Annotated in this window: 11 protein-coding genes; 6 read left to right on the top strand and 5 right to left on the bottom strand. The window is 63.6% G+C overall.

The features are described from left to right. Window positions 1–225 precede the first annotated feature (225 nt). Complete coding sequence (locus VGE08_RS08595; protein ID WP_331067453.1) at window positions 226–1,146, top strand: 3-keto-5-aminohexanoate cleavage protein; 921 nt, start codon at window positions 226–228, stop codon at window positions 1,144–1,146. Here the strand turns inward: VGE08_RS08595 and VGE08_RS08590 are convergent. The 5 genes from VGE08_RS08590 to VGE08_RS08570 form a co-directional block, all read right to left on the bottom strand. Next, a complete protein-coding gene (locus VGE08_RS08590; protein WP_331067452.1) occupies window positions 1,121–2,077 on the bottom strand; it encodes an acyl-CoA thioesterase in 957 nt (318 codons plus the stop codon). The genes VGE08_RS08595 and VGE08_RS08590 overlap by 26 nt on opposite strands. Further along, window positions 2,074–4,182 carry an acetate--CoA ligase family protein gene (locus VGE08_RS08585; RefSeq protein WP_331067451.1) on the bottom strand — a complete coding sequence of 703 codons (2,109 nt, stop codon included), beginning with the start codon at window positions 4,180–4,182 and terminating at the stop codon, window positions 2,074–2,076. Before VGE08_RS08585 ends, VGE08_RS08590 begins: the two co-directional genes overlap by 4 nt. A 4-nt stretch (window positions 4,183–4,186) precedes the next feature. Further along, window positions 4,187–5,038, bottom strand: a complete 852-nt coding sequence (locus tag VGE08_RS08580; protein WP_331067450.1) for a p-hydroxycinnamoyl CoA hydratase/lyase — start codon at window positions 5,036–5,038, stop codon at window positions 4,187–4,189. 211 nt (window positions 5,039–5,249) lie between these two features. Continuing rightward, window positions 5,250–5,747 (bottom strand): MarR family winged helix-turn-helix transcriptional regulator, encoded by a 498-nt coding sequence (locus VGE08_RS08575; protein WP_331067449.1) that lies wholly within the window; start codon window positions 5,745–5,747, stop codon window positions 5,250–5,252. 88 nt (window positions 5,748–5,835) lie between these two features. Then, window positions 5,836–7,248: an aldehyde dehydrogenase family protein gene (locus tag VGE08_RS08570; protein WP_331067448.1), complete on the bottom strand. Its 1,413-nt coding sequence runs from the start codon at window positions 7,246–7,248 to the stop codon at window positions 5,836–5,838. 209 nt (window positions 7,249–7,457) lie between these two features. Here VGE08_RS08570 and VGE08_RS08565 point away from each other — a divergent pair, with 209 nt between their 5' ends. The 5 genes from VGE08_RS08565 (at window position 7,458) to VGE08_RS08545 (ending at window position 16,668) form a co-directional block, all read left to right on the top strand. Continuing rightward, window positions 7,458–10,343 (top strand): TonB-dependent receptor plug domain-containing protein, encoded by a 2,886-nt coding sequence (locus VGE08_RS08565; RefSeq protein ID WP_331067447.1) that lies wholly within the window; start codon window positions 7,458–7,460, stop codon window positions 10,341–10,343. A 93-nt stretch (window positions 10,344–10,436) separates the two neighbouring features. Beyond that, complete coding sequence (locus VGE08_RS08560) at window positions 10,437–11,480, top strand: ABC transporter substrate-binding protein (protein ID WP_331067446.1); 1,044 nt, start codon at window positions 10,437–10,439, stop codon at window positions 11,478–11,480. A gap of 288 nt (window positions 11,481–11,768) precedes the next feature. Continuing rightward, window positions 11,769–14,660, top strand: coding sequence for a TonB-dependent receptor plug domain-containing protein (locus tag VGE08_RS08555; protein WP_331067445.1), 2,892 nt, complete (start codon window positions 11,769–11,771; stop codon window positions 14,658–14,660). Between the two features lie 95 nt (window positions 14,661–14,755). Continuing rightward, complete coding sequence (locus VGE08_RS08550; RefSeq protein ID WP_331067444.1) at window positions 14,756–15,769, top strand: DUF6282 family protein; 1,014 nt, start codon at window positions 14,756–14,758, stop codon at window positions 15,767–15,769. Beyond that, window positions 15,769–16,668 (top strand): alpha/beta hydrolase, encoded by a 900-nt coding sequence (locus tag VGE08_RS08545; RefSeq protein WP_331067443.1) that lies wholly within the window; start codon window positions 15,769–15,771, stop codon window positions 16,666–16,668. Before VGE08_RS08550 ends, VGE08_RS08545 begins: the two co-directional genes overlap by 1 nt. Window positions 16,669–16,677 lie beyond the last annotated feature (9 nt).

Genomic DNA, 16,677 nt, shown 5'->3' with positions numbered 1-16,677 from the left:
AGCCGCTGCCGCCTGGCGAATACCCGTAGCGGATACAGCGAATACTTTCATCCGCCCTGGCAATCCGCTAGTGTAATCAGCTAGGCTGATCTAAGTTAGACTGATAACCCGGATCTGTCAAAGGGCCCAGGCACATGACAGAACCTTATGACCCGAGCCGACCGCGGAAGCAGCCCTTCCGAGCAGTCATCACCCATCATTAGTCACTTCTCCAGGAGCATCTCAATGAGCCGGAAAGTCGTCCTGACCTGTGCCGTTACCGGCGGCGGGCGTCCGCACCCGCGCCATCCCGCCATCCCGATCACGCCGGCGCAGATCGCGGATGCCTGTCTGGAAGCCGCCAAGGAAGGCGCTTCGGTCGCTCACATCCACGTGCGCAATCCCGAAACCGGGATGAGCTCGGACGATCCAAGGCTGTTCGACGAAGTGGTCGATCGCGTGCGCTCCAGCGGCGTGGACATCGTCCTCAACCTGACCTGCGGCATGGGCGCACTGTTCGTGCCGGACCCCGAAGACGAATCCCGCCCGGGGCCGTACTCCAAGATCTACCCGGTGCCGAGCCGCATGCGCCACGTCGAGCGCAATCTGCCGGAGCTGGCTTCGTTCGACATCACCGCCGGCAACCGTCACTACGGCCGCTTCGAAGCCATCTACATGAACACGCCGCATGCCATGCGCCTGATGGCCAAGCGCTTCAAGGAGCTGGGCGTGAAGCCCGAGCTGGAAGTGTTCGACGCCGGCAACATCGTGCTCGCCAGGCAGCTGATCGAGGAAGGGCTGATCGAGGGCCCGCCACTGTTCCAGATGGTGTTCGGAGTGAAGTGGACCGCGCCGAGCGGCATCGAGCCGCTGCTTTATCAGCGCAACCTGCTGCCGCCCGGCGCCATCTGGCAGGCGTTCGGCATCGGCCCGGAAGAGATGCCGATGCTGGCGCACACGGCGTTGCTGGGTGGCCACGTCCGCGTGGGCCTGGAGGACAATCTGTATCTGTCGCGCGGTGTCTTCGCGACCAACGGGCAGTTGGTGGAACGCGCCCGCAGATTGCTGGAGTGCCTGGATCTAGAGGTCGCAACGCCCGAGGAAGCGCGCGAGATCTTCCATCTTAAGAAGCAGGCGCCGCTTACAACACCAAGTCTGCCACGCTAGCCGCGCGATAAGCGGCCTGGGCCTCGGCGGTCAACGATATCGACCGCCGAGCATCCAGATCGAGCGCGATGCCCACAGTCCTGACGACGGCCCAGGGCGCACCGGATTCCGGATCGAGCAACCAGTGTGAAGAATGAGTGACGCGATCGGTGCAGCCTGCGAGCGCCGAGCGCACTTCACAACCATCGCCCACCTTCGGCCAGCGCAGGTGCACGGTCTGAAACTCGATCAGCGCCGAGCCGACTCGCAACGGTCCGCCCGGCATCGTGCGTGCCAGCACGTCACGCCACTCACCATTCCTCAGGTGTGGAATGCTGTCGGCAACACGCCCCATGAATGCGGAAAGCCGCCAGTTGCCGTGCGCGTCACAGGCATCCGGCATGACCGTGCCGATGCCGGTCATGCGCATTCCCAGCTGCCGCGCACGCTCCAATGAAGCGCTGACATCGACGTTATCGAGCGAAATGCTACGAGGCTTCGCTTCCTTGGGCGCCTCACAAAGCAATGCGCCAGCGGCCAGCGTGGCTCGCTCAGGCCATGGCTCGGGCCGGCCGCTGGATCGCTCTACGTAAGCGATCGTCAACCGGAACGTTGCTGCCATCTGGCCCAGGTTCGAATGATGCAAAAGAAACAAAACATCCGCTTCGTCGTGGCGCCAGTCGAGCACTTGAGCCGTCGCATGCAGGGCCGCGCCAGCACGCGCCTCGCGCAGGAATCGCATGTGCTGTCCTTTGACTAGCAACTGGTGCGTACCGGCACTGTCGTTCACATTGCCGAGGCCGAGATGCCGCGCCAGACCGGCGAGCGCCTGCTCGACACGCGCCACATAATGACGCGTGTTGAGATGGCCGATGTGATCGCACTCCCAAGCATTGGCGCAACCGCGCCAGACTTCGATCGGTGCTGCGCTCGGCAATGCTTGCGCACTCATGACTTGCCCACTACGAACAGCGCATCGAGCACGGTCGCGCCCTGCCCCCGCGGATGAATCCTGACGGGATTCAGATCGGCTTCGACGATCTCCGGATGCTGGAGCAGCAACGCGCTGAGGACTTCCACGACGGTGATGGCCGCATCGACATCCGCAGGCGCTGATCCACGATAGCCGTCAAACAACTTGGCGCCCTTTAACGAGCGCAGAGCACGCTCAATCTGCGCACGCCCCACGCCTGCGGGAATGAGGACCACGTCCTGCAGCAACTCCGTGAGGATGCCACCGAGCCCGACCATGACGACCGGACCCCAGCCGCCTTCATTGCGCGCACCGATGATCAACTCGACCCCGGCTTCGCTCATGCGCTCCAGCAACATTCCATCGAGCGTCACGTCGCTTCGCTCGGCCAGGCGATGTTTCATCTTGTCCCAAGCCGAGCGCAACGAAGCGGCATCGCGGATATCGAGCGCCACCGCGCCAGCTTCGGACTTGTGCGGCAGCTGACTCGACTGTGCTTTCAGTGCCAACGGAAATCCGACTTCTGCGGCGGCCTGCAATGCCTCCTCCAATGAGCCGACGAGTCGACCCGGAGGCATTTTCAAGCCATGCCGCGCCAGCAACTGCTTGGCACGATATTCGGGAACTGTCCCGGGCTCGAGCGGCGCTTCCGTGCCACGCGCAGCGGCCGGTGTTGCAGCCGTCGATGTCACATTGGACCAACGAGCAAGTCGCTTCACAGCCGCCAATGCTCTGAACGCCCGCTCCGGCGAACGAAAGAACGGTGTGCCCGTGCTCCTCAACCCGTCCACGTGCTCCGGGGGAATTGGACAATCCTCGCCCAACATGGCGAAGACCACGCCCTGGTTGCCGTCGAGCGAGCTCAGCGCATCGACGATCAACGGCACCTTGCGATTGGCCGACTCCGCGCTCGGCAGCGATATGGTGATCACGACGCTGCCAAAGGCGGGGTCGTGGGAGATCTGCTCCAGCACTCGGCGATACATGCCGGTATCGCTCATTGCCTGCGCCGTGAGGTCGAGCGGATTGCTGGGCGGAGAAAACACCGGCAGCTGGCTGGCAAGCGCGTCATGCGTCGCCTTGGACAACGGCGGCAGCTCCAACCCCACCGCCTCGCAGAAATCCAACGCGAGGCCCTTGAAAGCGCCGGATTCGCCGACAATGGCTGTCCCGCCAGCAGCGAGCGGCTGCTTCATGCGAATCAGCAGTTCTGGAACATCGATCAGCAGCTCGAGGCTATCGACGAGACAGACACCGCGCGCCGTCACCTGCGCAGCCATGACGGAATAGTCACCGGACAACGCGCCGGTGTGAGTCTTGGCCGCTTCGCGGCCGGCCGCACTACGTCCCAGATGATGCAAGACGACGAACTTGCCGGCCTCGCGTGCGCGCGTGGCCAGTTCCAGGAACCTCGCGGGCCGACGGATCTGCTCCATCAACATCGCGATCACCTGCGTGTGCGGGTCGGCGATGAACTCCTCCAGGAAGTCCTCCGCACCCAATGACGCTTCGTTGCCGGTCGACACGGAGTACGACACGCCAATACCGCGCGCCAGCAGCGCAACGCGCACTGCCGAGGCCATCGCACCACTTTGCGAAACGACAGCGACGCCCTTGCGATCCCCAAACGCTGCGAAGGGCGCCACGCCGAACATCAGCGGCACGCCATCGACATAGTTGATCGTTCCCAAACAATTGGGACCCTGCAGAGCGATGCCACCACGCTGCGCGATCTCGGCGAGTTGTTCCTGCGCGCGCTTGCCCTCTTCGCCCGCCTCGGCAAAGCCGCCGGCGAGGACGATCACTCCGCCGATGTTCTTTTCGACGCAGGCACGGACGGCATCCGCCACATGTGCCTGCGGAATCGCCAGCACCGCACAGTCGATGCCATCCGGCAGCTCCGCAATCGAGCGCACACAAGGGCGGTCGCCGATCTTGTCGTAGCGAGGATTTACCAGGTGCAGCGGATTGCTGAAGCGAAATCGCGTGAGATTCGCCAGCACGCCAGCGCCCAACGATCCGGGTGTCGCGGACGCGCCGACGACCGCCACACTGCGGGGGCGCAGAAGCCGACTGATCGACACGGGTTTACTCCGGCCGCTTGTACCCCGACAGGCCGGGGCGAAAGCTCTTTTCGTCGAGAAACTGAGTCAGGCCCTGCGAACGGCCGCGCTCGGGATCATGGAACTGCGACTCCGCGCTCTTGGCGAACAAGTAGTCGTTCGAAACTTCCCACGGCATCTCTTGCACCATGCGCACAGCCATCTTCGTTGCACGCAGCACCGTCGGGTTCTTGCTGCGCAGGAGCATGGCGAGCTCGCGAGTCCGGGTCCGCAGCTCGCTCAGCGGCACGGCCTCGTTCACCAGACGCATTTCCGAAGCCTTGCGGCCGTCGAACGTCTTGCCGGACATGGCGTAGTACATGGCATCCCGATGTGACATGACGGCGGTGATCGCCTTGGTCACCTGGCCACCGGGCAGGATACCCCAGTTGATCTCGGAGAGTCCGAATTGAGCTTCTTCGGCCGCGATCGCCAGATCGCAGGCCACCAGCGGCGTGAAGGCGCCGCCAAAGCACCAGCCGTTGACCATCGCGATGGTGGGCTTCGGATAACTCAGCAGCATCTTCCATTGCCACTGCCAGGCCGAGCGCTTGATGCGCATTTTCTTGTGGTACGGCAGCGGATCGAGGTCGCGGAAGAACTCCTTCAGGTCCATGCCGGCCGAGAACGAATCGCCGGCGCCGGTCAGCACCACCACCGCGACGCGCTCGTCGACCTCCAGCGCATCCAGCACGCGCACCATCTCGTCGTTCAGCGCCGGGCTCATGGCATTGCGCTTGGACGGCCGGTTCAGGGAGACCCAGGCGATGCCTTCGTCGAATTCCACCAGAACGTTGGCCAGCGGCGGGTCGAAGACGGGCTGTTCAGAAGTAGACAAGCTGGATCCCTCCCAAGGGATGACACCGATGGGGCGACGATAAATCAATCAGCCTGGCTGATCAAATAAAATCAGCCAGGCTGATAACTACCGCCTGCCGGCGGCCAAGTGGTCGGCGGTTGGCGGATAGTGGTTAGCGCAGAACACAGGCCACTATCCGAGGTCTGATTCCCCCGAACCGCTATCCGCTAACCACTAGCCACAGGGCAATTCATTCCTCCTCTTCGCCGTCCTCGCGAGTTTCGTGCGTGGCCGCCAGCACCTTCTCCATGAGGGCGCGATAGGTCTCGAGCTCTCCGGGTCCGAAGCACGAGAAGATTTCCGTTTCCACGGCGGTGGCAGCCTTGTCGCAGGCCCGCAGCGCGCCGCGGCCCGCCTCGGTCATCGAGACCTCGAGGACGCGCCGGCTGCCCTGCGCCAGATTACGTTCGATCAGGCCGTTGCTTTCCAGATTGACGATCTGCTTGATCATGGTCTGCGGCTTGACGCCGAACAGGCGCGACAGCTCGGCCGAGGAGCGCTTACCCCCGCGCGCCAGCGCCGTCAGGATGCGGAACTGCGTAGTAGTGACACCGAGCGGCTGCAGCGCAGCCTCCAGGCGCAGGAACGTTTTGTATTGAACCTGCTTTACGAGATAGAGGGTGCGGTACGGGGCCTTGGTGCCGCCGCTGCGCGAGTTTGTCGATGAGGGCCGCTTTTTCTTCGCCATGCGGGCAATAGTGCTCCAAATCCTGTGATCAGGTGGAGCAGTATATAACTCCCGGTGCGCGCGCCCACGCGGGATCTGCCCCCGTGACCTACAGTGGTAGATGCAGGACGCGCACCTCGGCGTACGATTTGATTCCCATCAACCCCAACCCGCGGCCGACGCCGGATTCCTTGAATCCGCCGAAGGGAATCTCGGGCACCGAGCCCCCATGAGAGTTGATCCAGACCGTGCCGGCCTCGAGCCGGCGCGCGATGTCCGCGGCACGTTGCGGATTTGCGCTCCAGACCGAGGCGCCCAGGCCGAAGCGAGTCGCGTTGGCGCGGCTCACCGCTGCATCGACGTCGCTGAACGCCAGCAGCGGCAGCACCGGTCCGAATTGTTCTTCATCCACCAGTGGCGTGCCCTCGGCGACACCGGTGATGACCGTTGGCGCGATGAAGTAGCCAGGCCTGTCCAGCGCCGCACCGCCTGCCAACGCGCGTCCGCCGCGCCTCACTGCGTCTTCGATGAGACCCAATACGCGCTCGAACTGGGGACGATTTTGAATGGGTCCCAGCTCCACGCCGGGCTCCAATCCATCTCCGACCTTGACCTGATTCGCAAGGCGCGACAGCGCCGCACCCAACCGATCGAGCAGCGACTCGTGAACCAGCACCCGCTTGACGGCCATGCAGCGCTGGCCACTGTTGACGAACGCGCTCCAGAAGAGCTGCGGCGCGATCGCATCGACATCGGCATCGGCGAGCACGATGGCCGCATCGTTGCCGCCCAACTCCAGCGAAACCCGCTTCAGATTGGACGCGGCGGCGCTCGCCAGCACTTTTTTGCCCGTGGCCACCGAACCCACGAAGCCGATCTTGTCGATGCCCTCATGCTCGGTCATCCAGCGGCCAAGCTCGTTGCCTCCGGACAGCGTATTGAACAGTCCTCGCGGCAAGGTCTTCCCCGCGATCTCGCCGAGCTTCAAAGTCGCGAGCGGCGTAAACGGCGACGGCTTCAGGATCACGCTGTTGCCGGCCACCAGCGCCTGCGCGGCAACTTGCACCCCCAGCAGCAAAGGTGAGTTCCAGGGAGCAATCGCGCCAACCACACCGAGTGGTTGATAATCGAGCACGACGCGTCCGCGCTCGTCACTGCGCAGTGTTTCCGGCGTGAGCTCGAACTTCGCCAGTCCCTCGATTCGAGCCGCGGTCCCATCGATCTCTCGAATCGCCGCCGCCAAGGGCTTACCCTGCTCGCGAGTCAGCAATTGCGCGAGACCCTGCTGCTGCGCGCGAATCGCCGACGCGAATCCGAACAGGATCTTTCTGCGCTCCTCCGCTGGAACCGCGCGCCAACTCTCGAATGCCCGACGTGCGGCTCTCACGGCCAGGTCCAGCTGCGCGCGACTGGCGTCTGGCGCCCGCGCAAATACACTCGCTGTCGCAGGGTTGATGACGTCGAAGAACTCGACACCGTCGACCGGCTTGCCGTCGATGGTGTGGGTGGCAGTCGTTTCCATGCGAGGCACTGTAAACATATCAGCCTGACTGATCAATTGCCCGGCCGCCGGCCGGCGCGAATCGACATTCCGCGTTGACATCCTCAACCGTCTATATAATCTTAGCTGATATCAGCCAGGCTGATATTCATCCCACCAGATGATGAGCGCCTGAGCCGCACCGCAAAAAAGGAGAAACCAACTCCGCGAAGGCGGAAAAGGGGGAAATGATGACGAAGAGAAACGTTCCTGCGCGCGTTCCGGGGAAAGCTGCCCCGTTTCGCAAGACTCTGATCACCGCGACTGTGCTCGCGGCCGACCTGGGCGCGACCGCCGTCCTAGCGCAGGATGCGCCTCTGGACAATTCGGTACTTACGGAAATCATCGTGACCGGCACGCGCGCGGCGCGCGACGGCTACCAGGCGCCCAGTCCGACCAACGTCATCAGCGCCGTGGTCCTCGACAACCAAGGCGCGACCGGCCTCGGTGAAATTCTCGAACAGACCGGCATGGTCAAGGGCACCCGCAATCCGAACTCGAATGCGACCAACACTTCCAGTCCCGGCCAATGGACCGCGGACTTGCGCGGCCTCGGCGGGCAGCGAACCCTGGTGCTCATCGACAGCTCGCGCGTCGTGCCGTTCGCACCGGCGAGCAACCTGTCCGTGCCGACCACGACCGATCTCAACCTGATCCCGACGATGATGATCGAACGCGTCGAAACCGTCACCGGCGGTGCATCGGCGCAATACGGTTCCGATGCAGTATCCGGTGTCGTGAACATTCTGCTGCGCCGTGAATTCGACGGTGTCCGTGTGCGCGCCCAGACCGGCATCTCGGAAGAAGGCGATGCGGAGGAGAAGCGCATCGGCGTGCTCGGCGGCTGGAATTCGAGCGATGGCCGCGCGCATGTCGTCTTCAGCGCCGACTACATCGACAACGAAGGCGTGGGCGATATCTACAGCCGCGACTGGGGCCGTCGCGAAACCATGATCGTCTCGACGCCAGGCACGCCTTCGCTGACCTGGGCCAATAACGTCCATTCCGCGCTCGGCGATGGTGGCATCATCAACGTGGGCCGCAACGCGACCAACACGGCCAATATGCCTTTCAGCCTGACCGGCCAGACCTTCAATCCCGACGGCTCGATCCGGCCGTTCCAATACGGCTATCCGCTCTCCCCTGGCGCGACCTCCAGCACCATGATCGGCGGCGAAGGCGGATCGCTCATGAAGGGAGTTGCCCTGGTGCCGGCGGTCGAACGGTTCGCGAGCTTTGCCCGCCTGGGCTACGACATCAGCGACAATCTCCATGGCTACGCGACGCTCGGCTACTCGGAATCCACGGGCGTGCTGGTCGCGGGCCAGCCGCGCTGGACCAGCACACAGCTGTTCATTCGTGCCGAGAACGCATTCCTTCCCGACGTCGTCCGGGATGCGATGATCGCCGAAGGCGTCGGCGGCTTCCGCATGACCCGCCTGGGCAACGACATCGGCAACAACCTCTACGAGGTCGAGAACAAGTCGCCCCGCTTCTCGGCGGGCCTGGAGGGTTCATTCGCCGGCGGCTGGGACTGGGATGCGCACGTTTCGTATGGACGCAACGACTATCGCACCGATTCGAAGAACAACCCCATCATCGCCAACCTGGCGTTCGCGCTGGATGCCGTTCGCGACGCCAACGGCAACATTGTCTGCGCGGCGACGATTCCGGGTCACCCGCGCTTCAATCCTGCAGCTGCCGGCTGCTCGCCGCTCAATCTCTTCGGCGAAGGCAACACGTCGGCCGAGGCGCGCGATTACATTCAAGGCAATCCGTACGCCGAGGTGGTCTACAAACAAAAGACCTTCGGCGCGAACCTGTCGGGCGAGCTGTTCTCCACCTGGGCAGGCCCGATCGCCGTGGCTACGGGTGTCGAGTACCGCGATGAAGAGGAAGAGGCCACCGCGGATCCGATCGGCGCTGCCGGCGGATATTTCAGCGCCAACTACTCGCCGTGGTCGGGCGACTTCGATGTGGCGGAAGGCTATGTCGAAGCCATCGTGCCGCTGGCCCGCGGGGCCAGATTCGCCGAGCACGTCGACCTCAATCTCGCCTATCGCTATGCCGACTACAGCACGGTCGGCGGCATGGATGCCTGGAAGACCGGCTTGGTGTGGGAGCCTTTCGATTTCCTGCGCTTCCGCGTGAGTCAGTCCCGTGACATCCGGGCGCCGGCGCTCAATGAGTTGTACGCCCCGGGCGCCGCGGTCACCAACAACATCACCATGATCAATATCAACGATTTTGGTGACGCCAGCCCCAACGCACGCAACTATGTGATCCCGCAGCGTACCGCGGGCGGCAACATCAACGTCGAGGCCGAAGAAGGCGACACTCGCACCATCGGCTTCGTCTTCTCGCCCAATTACGGACCGCTGACGGGCTTCAACCTCTCGGTCGATTACTACGACATCGAGCTCGACAAGGCGATCACCAATCTGTCCGGCGCCAACATCGGCAATATGTGTATCTCCGGTGTTCGCTCCTTCTGTGACCTGTTCACGTTCAACGACGACGGCGACCCCACGGAGTTGAACGCGGGGTCGATCAACCTCGGCAGCTTTCAACAGAAGGGTTACGACGTTCAGCTCGACTACTCACTGCCCCTCGGCAGTGGCACGTGGTCGATCGGCCTGACGGGCACGTTCGTCACCGAGTCGGTCGTCGACACGGGCCTGCCCGGCGCGAAGCCGGTCGATCGTGCCGGTGAGCACGGCGCGGCCAACTTCGCCGCCGTGCCGGACTTCCGCGGCAACCTGATGACCGGCTTCAGAACGCAGAAATGGTCGGCCTCGGTACAAGCCGTCTACGTGAGCTCCGGCAAGCTGGACAACCTGTACAACACGCCGGGCAATCCGACGATCAACAGGAACGAGGTGCCCTCGTATGCCATCTTCAACGTCTACGGCAACTACAATCTGAGCGACCGGGTGCGCCTGTTCGGCTCGATCCGCAACGCACTGGATCGCGATCCGGTGATGACGCCGTACACGGTGCTCAATGCGCCGGTTTACGGCGCCTACTACGACAAGGTCGGACGTCAATATTCCCTGGGCGTGGACGTGACTTTCTAACTTCGCTCCCCGAGAACTAGAGAGTCCTTTGGTTGCGGCGACGAGCGTTCGAGAAACGCCCGTCGCCGCACGCCATCCAGTTCCTGATGCAACATGCGTACAGCCATTCGTACAGCATTTCTCCCCGTTGTTTTCATCGCTCTCACGCTTACGAGCTGCGCGCACGTGCCGCAGTCGCGCGACAACGAGGACGTGCTGCGCGTTGTGGGCCGACCCGATGTCATGGAGATCGGCCCCATCATCTATGCAACCCAGGTTCTGCTGCCCGAACAGACGCAACTGCGCCCCGGCGGAGTTGCCAACCTTTTCAAGCGCGATACGCGCGTGGAACGATCGACTGATCAACCCGATCCGTTCCCTGGCGCCGCCGACGTCGCCGGCCATGCCGAGACCCAGGCCCTACGCATTTCGGTCGAGAATCCCGATCTGCGCATCATCATGACCGTCACGGAAGGGATCTATCGAATCGTCGGCCGGCGCTCGGCGGGAATTGCCGCGCTGGCGGATCTCGCCGGCAAACGCATCGGCGTCGTCGAGAACACGTCGTCCGCCTATTTCCTGCACCGCATGCTGGGGAGCATCGAGCTGAGCGAAACCGATGTCGTGATCGTTCCGCTGCGGACGCACGAAATGACGTCTGCCATCGTGGCGGGCGAAGTCGATGCGATCGCCATATGGGAACCGATAAGCGAGCGCGCTTGCGCCGCGCTCGGCGCGGATGCGATCGAATTCCAGAACCCTCGCACCTACCGCGAGCTCTACAATCTCAACACCACGGTTCAAGCCCTCGCCGATCCGCACAAGCGGGCGCAGATCGTGCGACTGGTCCGCGCGCTGATCGATGCCGCCCGGCAGAGCGAAACGGCGCCGGAGAAGATCTGGCCGCTGGTGGCCGCACGCAGCGGCTTGCCGCTCGAGCTCGTCGCGGCCAGTTGGCCGCATCATAGATTTCCAGCCGCGCTGCCAGATGATCTGCTCGATGTGCTGGTTGCTGAGGAAACATGGCTGGCCGCGAAAGCTGGCCGGTCCGCTCGCCCTCGCGAAGTTCTGGCCCAGCTCATCGATGCCAGCGTGCTGGCCGAAGCGCGAGAAGAGTCCCTTGCTGATCCCTCGGCCGGAAACGCTCGCCAATTCTGACCCGCGTCGCGCCGCCGCCACAGTCAGATCGAGGTGCTCGCGGCTCGCGTCCGGCACCCGAGCCAATGCGTTGACAGCTTCAGATTCAGCCTATCAATCCGGCTGATCGAATGGATTTGATTTTCGGATTCGAATTCACATTCCGGCGCGTTGACATCCCGCCACGCTTAGATCATCGTAGCTGATATCAGCTAGGCTGACATAAGAATCGCAACAGATCGATCAGCGCCGGGCCACGATCGGCTGCCAACGGCTAAGTTAGCTCCGCATTGTGCGGAAGGGGGAAAGATGCTGACGAAGAGGAAGGTTCTTGCGCGCATCCCGGGGAGGGGCACGCCGATTCGTGGGACGCTGCTTGCGGCGACCGCGCTCGCGGTCGATCTAGCCGCAATACCGGCCATGGCGCAGAACACGCCGGAGGAAACTGGCGAGCTCGTGGAGATCGTGGTGACCGGTTCACGCGTGGCGCGTGACGGCTACCAGGCGCCGAGCCCGACCAACGTCATCAGCGCCGCAGTGATCGACAACCAGGCCGCGACCGGCCTCGGCGAGATTCTCGAACAGACCGGCATGGTCAAGGGCACCCGCAATCCGAACTCGAACGCGACCAACACCTCCAGCCCCGGCCAGTGGACCGCGGACCTGCGCGGCCTCGGCGGTCAGCGAACCCTGGTCCTCATCGACAGCTCGCGTGTCGTGCCGTTCGCCCCGGCCAGCAACCTGTCCGTGCCGACCACGACCGACCTCAACCTGATTCCGACGCTGATGGTCGAACGCGTCGAAACCGTCACCGGCGGTGCATCGGCGCAATACGGCTCCGACGCCGTGTCCGGTGTCGTGAACATTCTGCTGCGTCGTGAATTCGACGGTGTCCGCGTGCGCGCCCAGACCGGCATCTCGGACGAAGGCGATGCGGAGGAGAATCGCATCGGCATCCTCGGCGGCTGGAATTCGAGCGATGACCGCGCGCATGTCGTGTTCGCCCTCGATTGGGTCGACAACGAAGGCGTGGGCGACATCTATAACCGCGACTGGGGCAAGCGCGAGGTCATGATCGTTTCGACCCCGGGCACGCCGTCGTTGACCTGGGGCGAAAACGTCCATACCGCGCTCGGCGTCGGTGGTGTCATCAACGTGGGCCGCAATGCCACCAACACTGGCGCCAACGTACCTTTCAGCCTGACCGGCCAGACCTTCAATCCGGATGGCTCGATCCGGCCGTTCCAGTACGGCTTTCCGTTGCAGCCCGGCGCCACCAGCAGCACGATGATCGGCGGCGAAGGCGAATCCATCACCAAGGGCGTGTCCCTGGTGCCCGGCGTCGAACGCGCGTCGGCTTATGCGCGCTTCGGTTATGACTTCAGCGACACGCTGCATGGCTATGCCACGGTCGGTTACTCGCAATCCACCGGCTTTCTGTCGGCGGCGCAGCCGCGCCTGACCGCCACGCAGCTGTTCATTCGCGCCGACAACGCGTTCCTTCCCGACGTGGTCAGGGATGCGATGATCGACGAAGGCGTCGGCGGCTTCCGGATGACGCGTCAAGGCAACGACCTGGGCAACAACAAGTACGAGATCGAGAACAAGTCGCCCCGCTTCACGCTGGGCCTCGAAGGTTCGTTCGGAAGTGGTTGGGATTGGGATGCGCACGCCTCCTACGGCCGCAACGACTACAGCTTCAATTCCCAGAACAACCCCATCCGCGACAATCTGGCGTTCGCGGTGGACGCGGTCCGCGACGCGAACGGCAACATCGTCTGCGCGGCGACGATCCCGGGTCACCCGCGCTTCAATCCCGCCGCGGCCGGTTGCGTGCCGCTGAACCTGTTCGGCGAAGGCAACGCATCGCCCGAAGCGATCGACTACGTGCAGGGCAATCCGTACGCGGACGTGCTCTACGAACAGACCACCTTCGGCGCGAACCTGAGCGGCAAGCTGTTCTCCACCTGGGCCGGCCCGATCGTGGTGGCGACCGGCTTCGAATACCGCAAGGAAGAGGAAGAAGTCACGGCCGATCCGATCGCGACCGCGGGCGGATACTTCACCGGCAACAACTCTCCCTACACGGGTGACTTCGACGTGGCCGAGGGCTATGTCGAAGCAATCGTGCCGCTGGCTCGCGCGGCGAGGTTTGCGGAGCACGTCGATCTCAACCTGGCCTACCGCTATGCCGACTACAGCACGGTTGGCGGGATGGAAGCCTGGAAAACCGGCCTGGTGTGGGAACCGTTCGATTTCCTGCGCCTGCGCGTGAGTCAGTCTCGTGACATTCGCGCGCCAGCCATCAACGAGCTGTACTCGCCGAGCGCCGCCGTGACCAACAACATCACCATGATCAACATCAATGATTTTGGTGCTGCCAATCCAGCCGTAAACAACTACGTGATCCCGCAGCGTACCGCGGGCGGCAACCCCAACGTCGAGGCCGAGGAAGGCGATACCACCACCGTGGGCTTCGTGTTCTCGCCGAACTACGGGCCGCTCACGGGCTTCAACTTCTCGATCGACTACTACAAGATCGAGCTCGACAAGGCGATCACCAACTTGAACGGCGCCAACATCGCGAACCTGTGTATCTCCGGGGTACGCTCCTTCTGCGACCTGTTCACGTTCAACGCCGCCGGCGATCCGATTGCGCTGGATGCGGGCGCGATCAACCTCGGCAGCTTCGAGCAGAAGGGCTACGACGTGCAGCTGGACTACTCACGCCCGCTGTTCAACGGCACCTGGTCGATCGGCTACACCGGCACGTTCGTCACGGATTCGATCGTCGACACGGGCCTGCCCGGCGCCAAGCCGGTCGATCGTGCGGGCGAGCACGGCGCGGCCAACTTCGCCGCCGTGCCGGACTTCCGCGGCAACCTGACGACCAGCTTCAAGACGCAGACCTGGTCGGGCACGGTGCAGGCCGTCCACGTGAGCTCCGGCAAGCTGGACAACCTGTACAACACGCCGGGCAATCCGACCATCAGCAAGAACGACATTCCTTCCTATGTCATCTTCAACTTGTACGGCTCGTACAATGTGAACGATCGGGTCCGCCTGTTCGGCTCGGTTCGCAACGCGCTGGATCGCGACCCGGTGATGACGCCGTACACGGTGCTCAATGCGCCGGTCTACGGTGCCTACTACGACAAGGTTGGACGGTACTTCACGCTCGGCATGGATGTGACCTTCTAGCGCCGTTCCGAGAGTAAGATCGATGTCGATACGGCAACGGGCGTTCCCATGAACGCCCGTTGCCATTTGGATGACGTGCAAAGCTGGAGACACGAGTGGCCAACATCACCAGGCGCAAGCTGATCGAGATGGGCGCCGGCCTGGCGCTTACGTCAGGCGCGGTCTACGCGCAGACAACTCAACCTTCCTCGAGCTTTCCCAGGCCAAGCCGCGCCGCGCGCGCGTTGCTTCGCAATGCCATAGACATTCACACGCACCTGGATCCGGATAGTTACGGCCCGAACAGCAGACAAGCCGCCCGTGCGCTCGACGTTGTCGACATGGCTCGGCGCGCCCGCGCCGCGGGCATGCGCGGCTTTGTAATCAAACAGCACTACGATCAAACCGCGCAGCAGGCTTACCTCACGCGCAAGGCGGTACCCGGCGTCGAAGTGTTCGGCATGCTCTGCTGCAATCGCAGCGTGGGCGGCCTCAACACCGAAGCGGTCCGGCACTTCGGCGAGTTGGTGGGAGGCTACGGGCGAATCGTCAGCATGCCAACCTGGGATGCCGAGAACTACGTGCGCCAATCCAAAACACCCGATCGCGCGGCGGTGCCCATCGCACGTGATGGCGTGCTGCTGCCCGAAACCATTGCATTGCTGGAAACAATCGCGCAGGTGCAGCTGCGTGACAGCGACGCAAAGCTCGCGCTCGCCACTGGCCACGTGTCGCCCGAAGAAGCGCTGCTCGTCATTCGCGAAGCCAAGCGACAGGGCATCGAACGCATCGTCGCGACGCACGCCATGGGTCATCCAATCCACATGGATGTGGCCCAGATGAAGCAAGTCGCCGAGCTCGGTGCGTACGTCGAATTCGTAGCCAACTTCATGACCGGCGCGCGCGCCACGTTCACCGCCAAGCAGTACTTCGAGGCGATCCGCGAGATCGGACCGGAGCACGCGATCCTGAGCAGCGACAGTGGGCAAGCCAACCATCCGTTCCCCGACGATCTGCTGGCGCGAGCCGCACATGAATTGCTCGAAGCCGGCCTGAGCCGGGTGGAGCTACGGAAGATCCTGGTCGAAAATCCGGCCACGCTGCTGGGTCTTGCGCAATCGGTCAGCTGATGTCCCTTCCCGTCGGCAACACCTGGTCCCGCCGCCGCCTTCTGGCGGCGGCCGGACTGGCGATGCTCACCGCGTGTATCTCTCCCAGACGCTCGCTCGACTCGTCGTCGATTGCCACGGGCAAAATAGACGTGGGCGACGGCTGGTCGCTTCCGTATTGGGACACGGGCGGCACCGGCACACCTCTCGTACTCATGCATGCGTTCGCCGGCAGCATCGAGTCGTGGCCGGAACAACAGACCGCGTTCGCTGACGCCGGCTTCCGCGTCATCGCCTATTCGCGCCGCGGTGTTGGCGCGGCGCGCCCGATCACCACGCCGATCAATCATGCCAACGATCTGGAGCGCGTGCTGGACGCGCTCGGCATTCGACGAGCGCACCTGGTCACTGTCGCAGGCGGCGCCACGGTTGCTGCGGACTTCATGATTTCCCACCCGGAGCGCGTCGCCAGCGCGGTGTTCGCCTGCTCGCTCATCTCCTTTCAGGATCCGCTGCTTCTGGCTGCGCGCAAGGCAGCCGCTCCGGCGCGTTCGCCGGAAGGCCGCCGGCTACCGGCCGCCGAGCTGGAGTTGTCCAAGGCGTACCGCGACAGCCATCCCGAAGGCACCCGGCGCTGGGACGAGATCCGGCAGCGCGCGCAAAGCTCCGGCATCGCGCCCAGGGCGCAAACCAACGAGGTCACCCTCGAGGCGATTGCCGCCACCGGCGTGCCAATTCTGTTGATCGCGGGCGAACATGATCGGTTGCTTACTCCACAGATGCTGGACACCGTCGCCGCGCGCCTGCCCAATGCCGAGCCTCACGTGATCAGCGACGCCGGACATCAAGTGCATTGGGAACAGCCGGGAGCGTTCAACGCGCTGGTGTTGGACTTCCTTCGCCGGCAGCCGGCGAGCTAGTGTGGCGGC

Origin of the sequence: Steroidobacter sp. (assembly GCF_036406195.1) — a bacterium.
Lineage (GTDB): Bacteria > Pseudomonadota > Gammaproteobacteria > Steroidobacterales > Steroidobacteraceae > Steroidobacter.
Note: the sequence above shows the minus strand (reverse complement) of the source record. Positions and strands in the feature narration are given on the sequence as shown.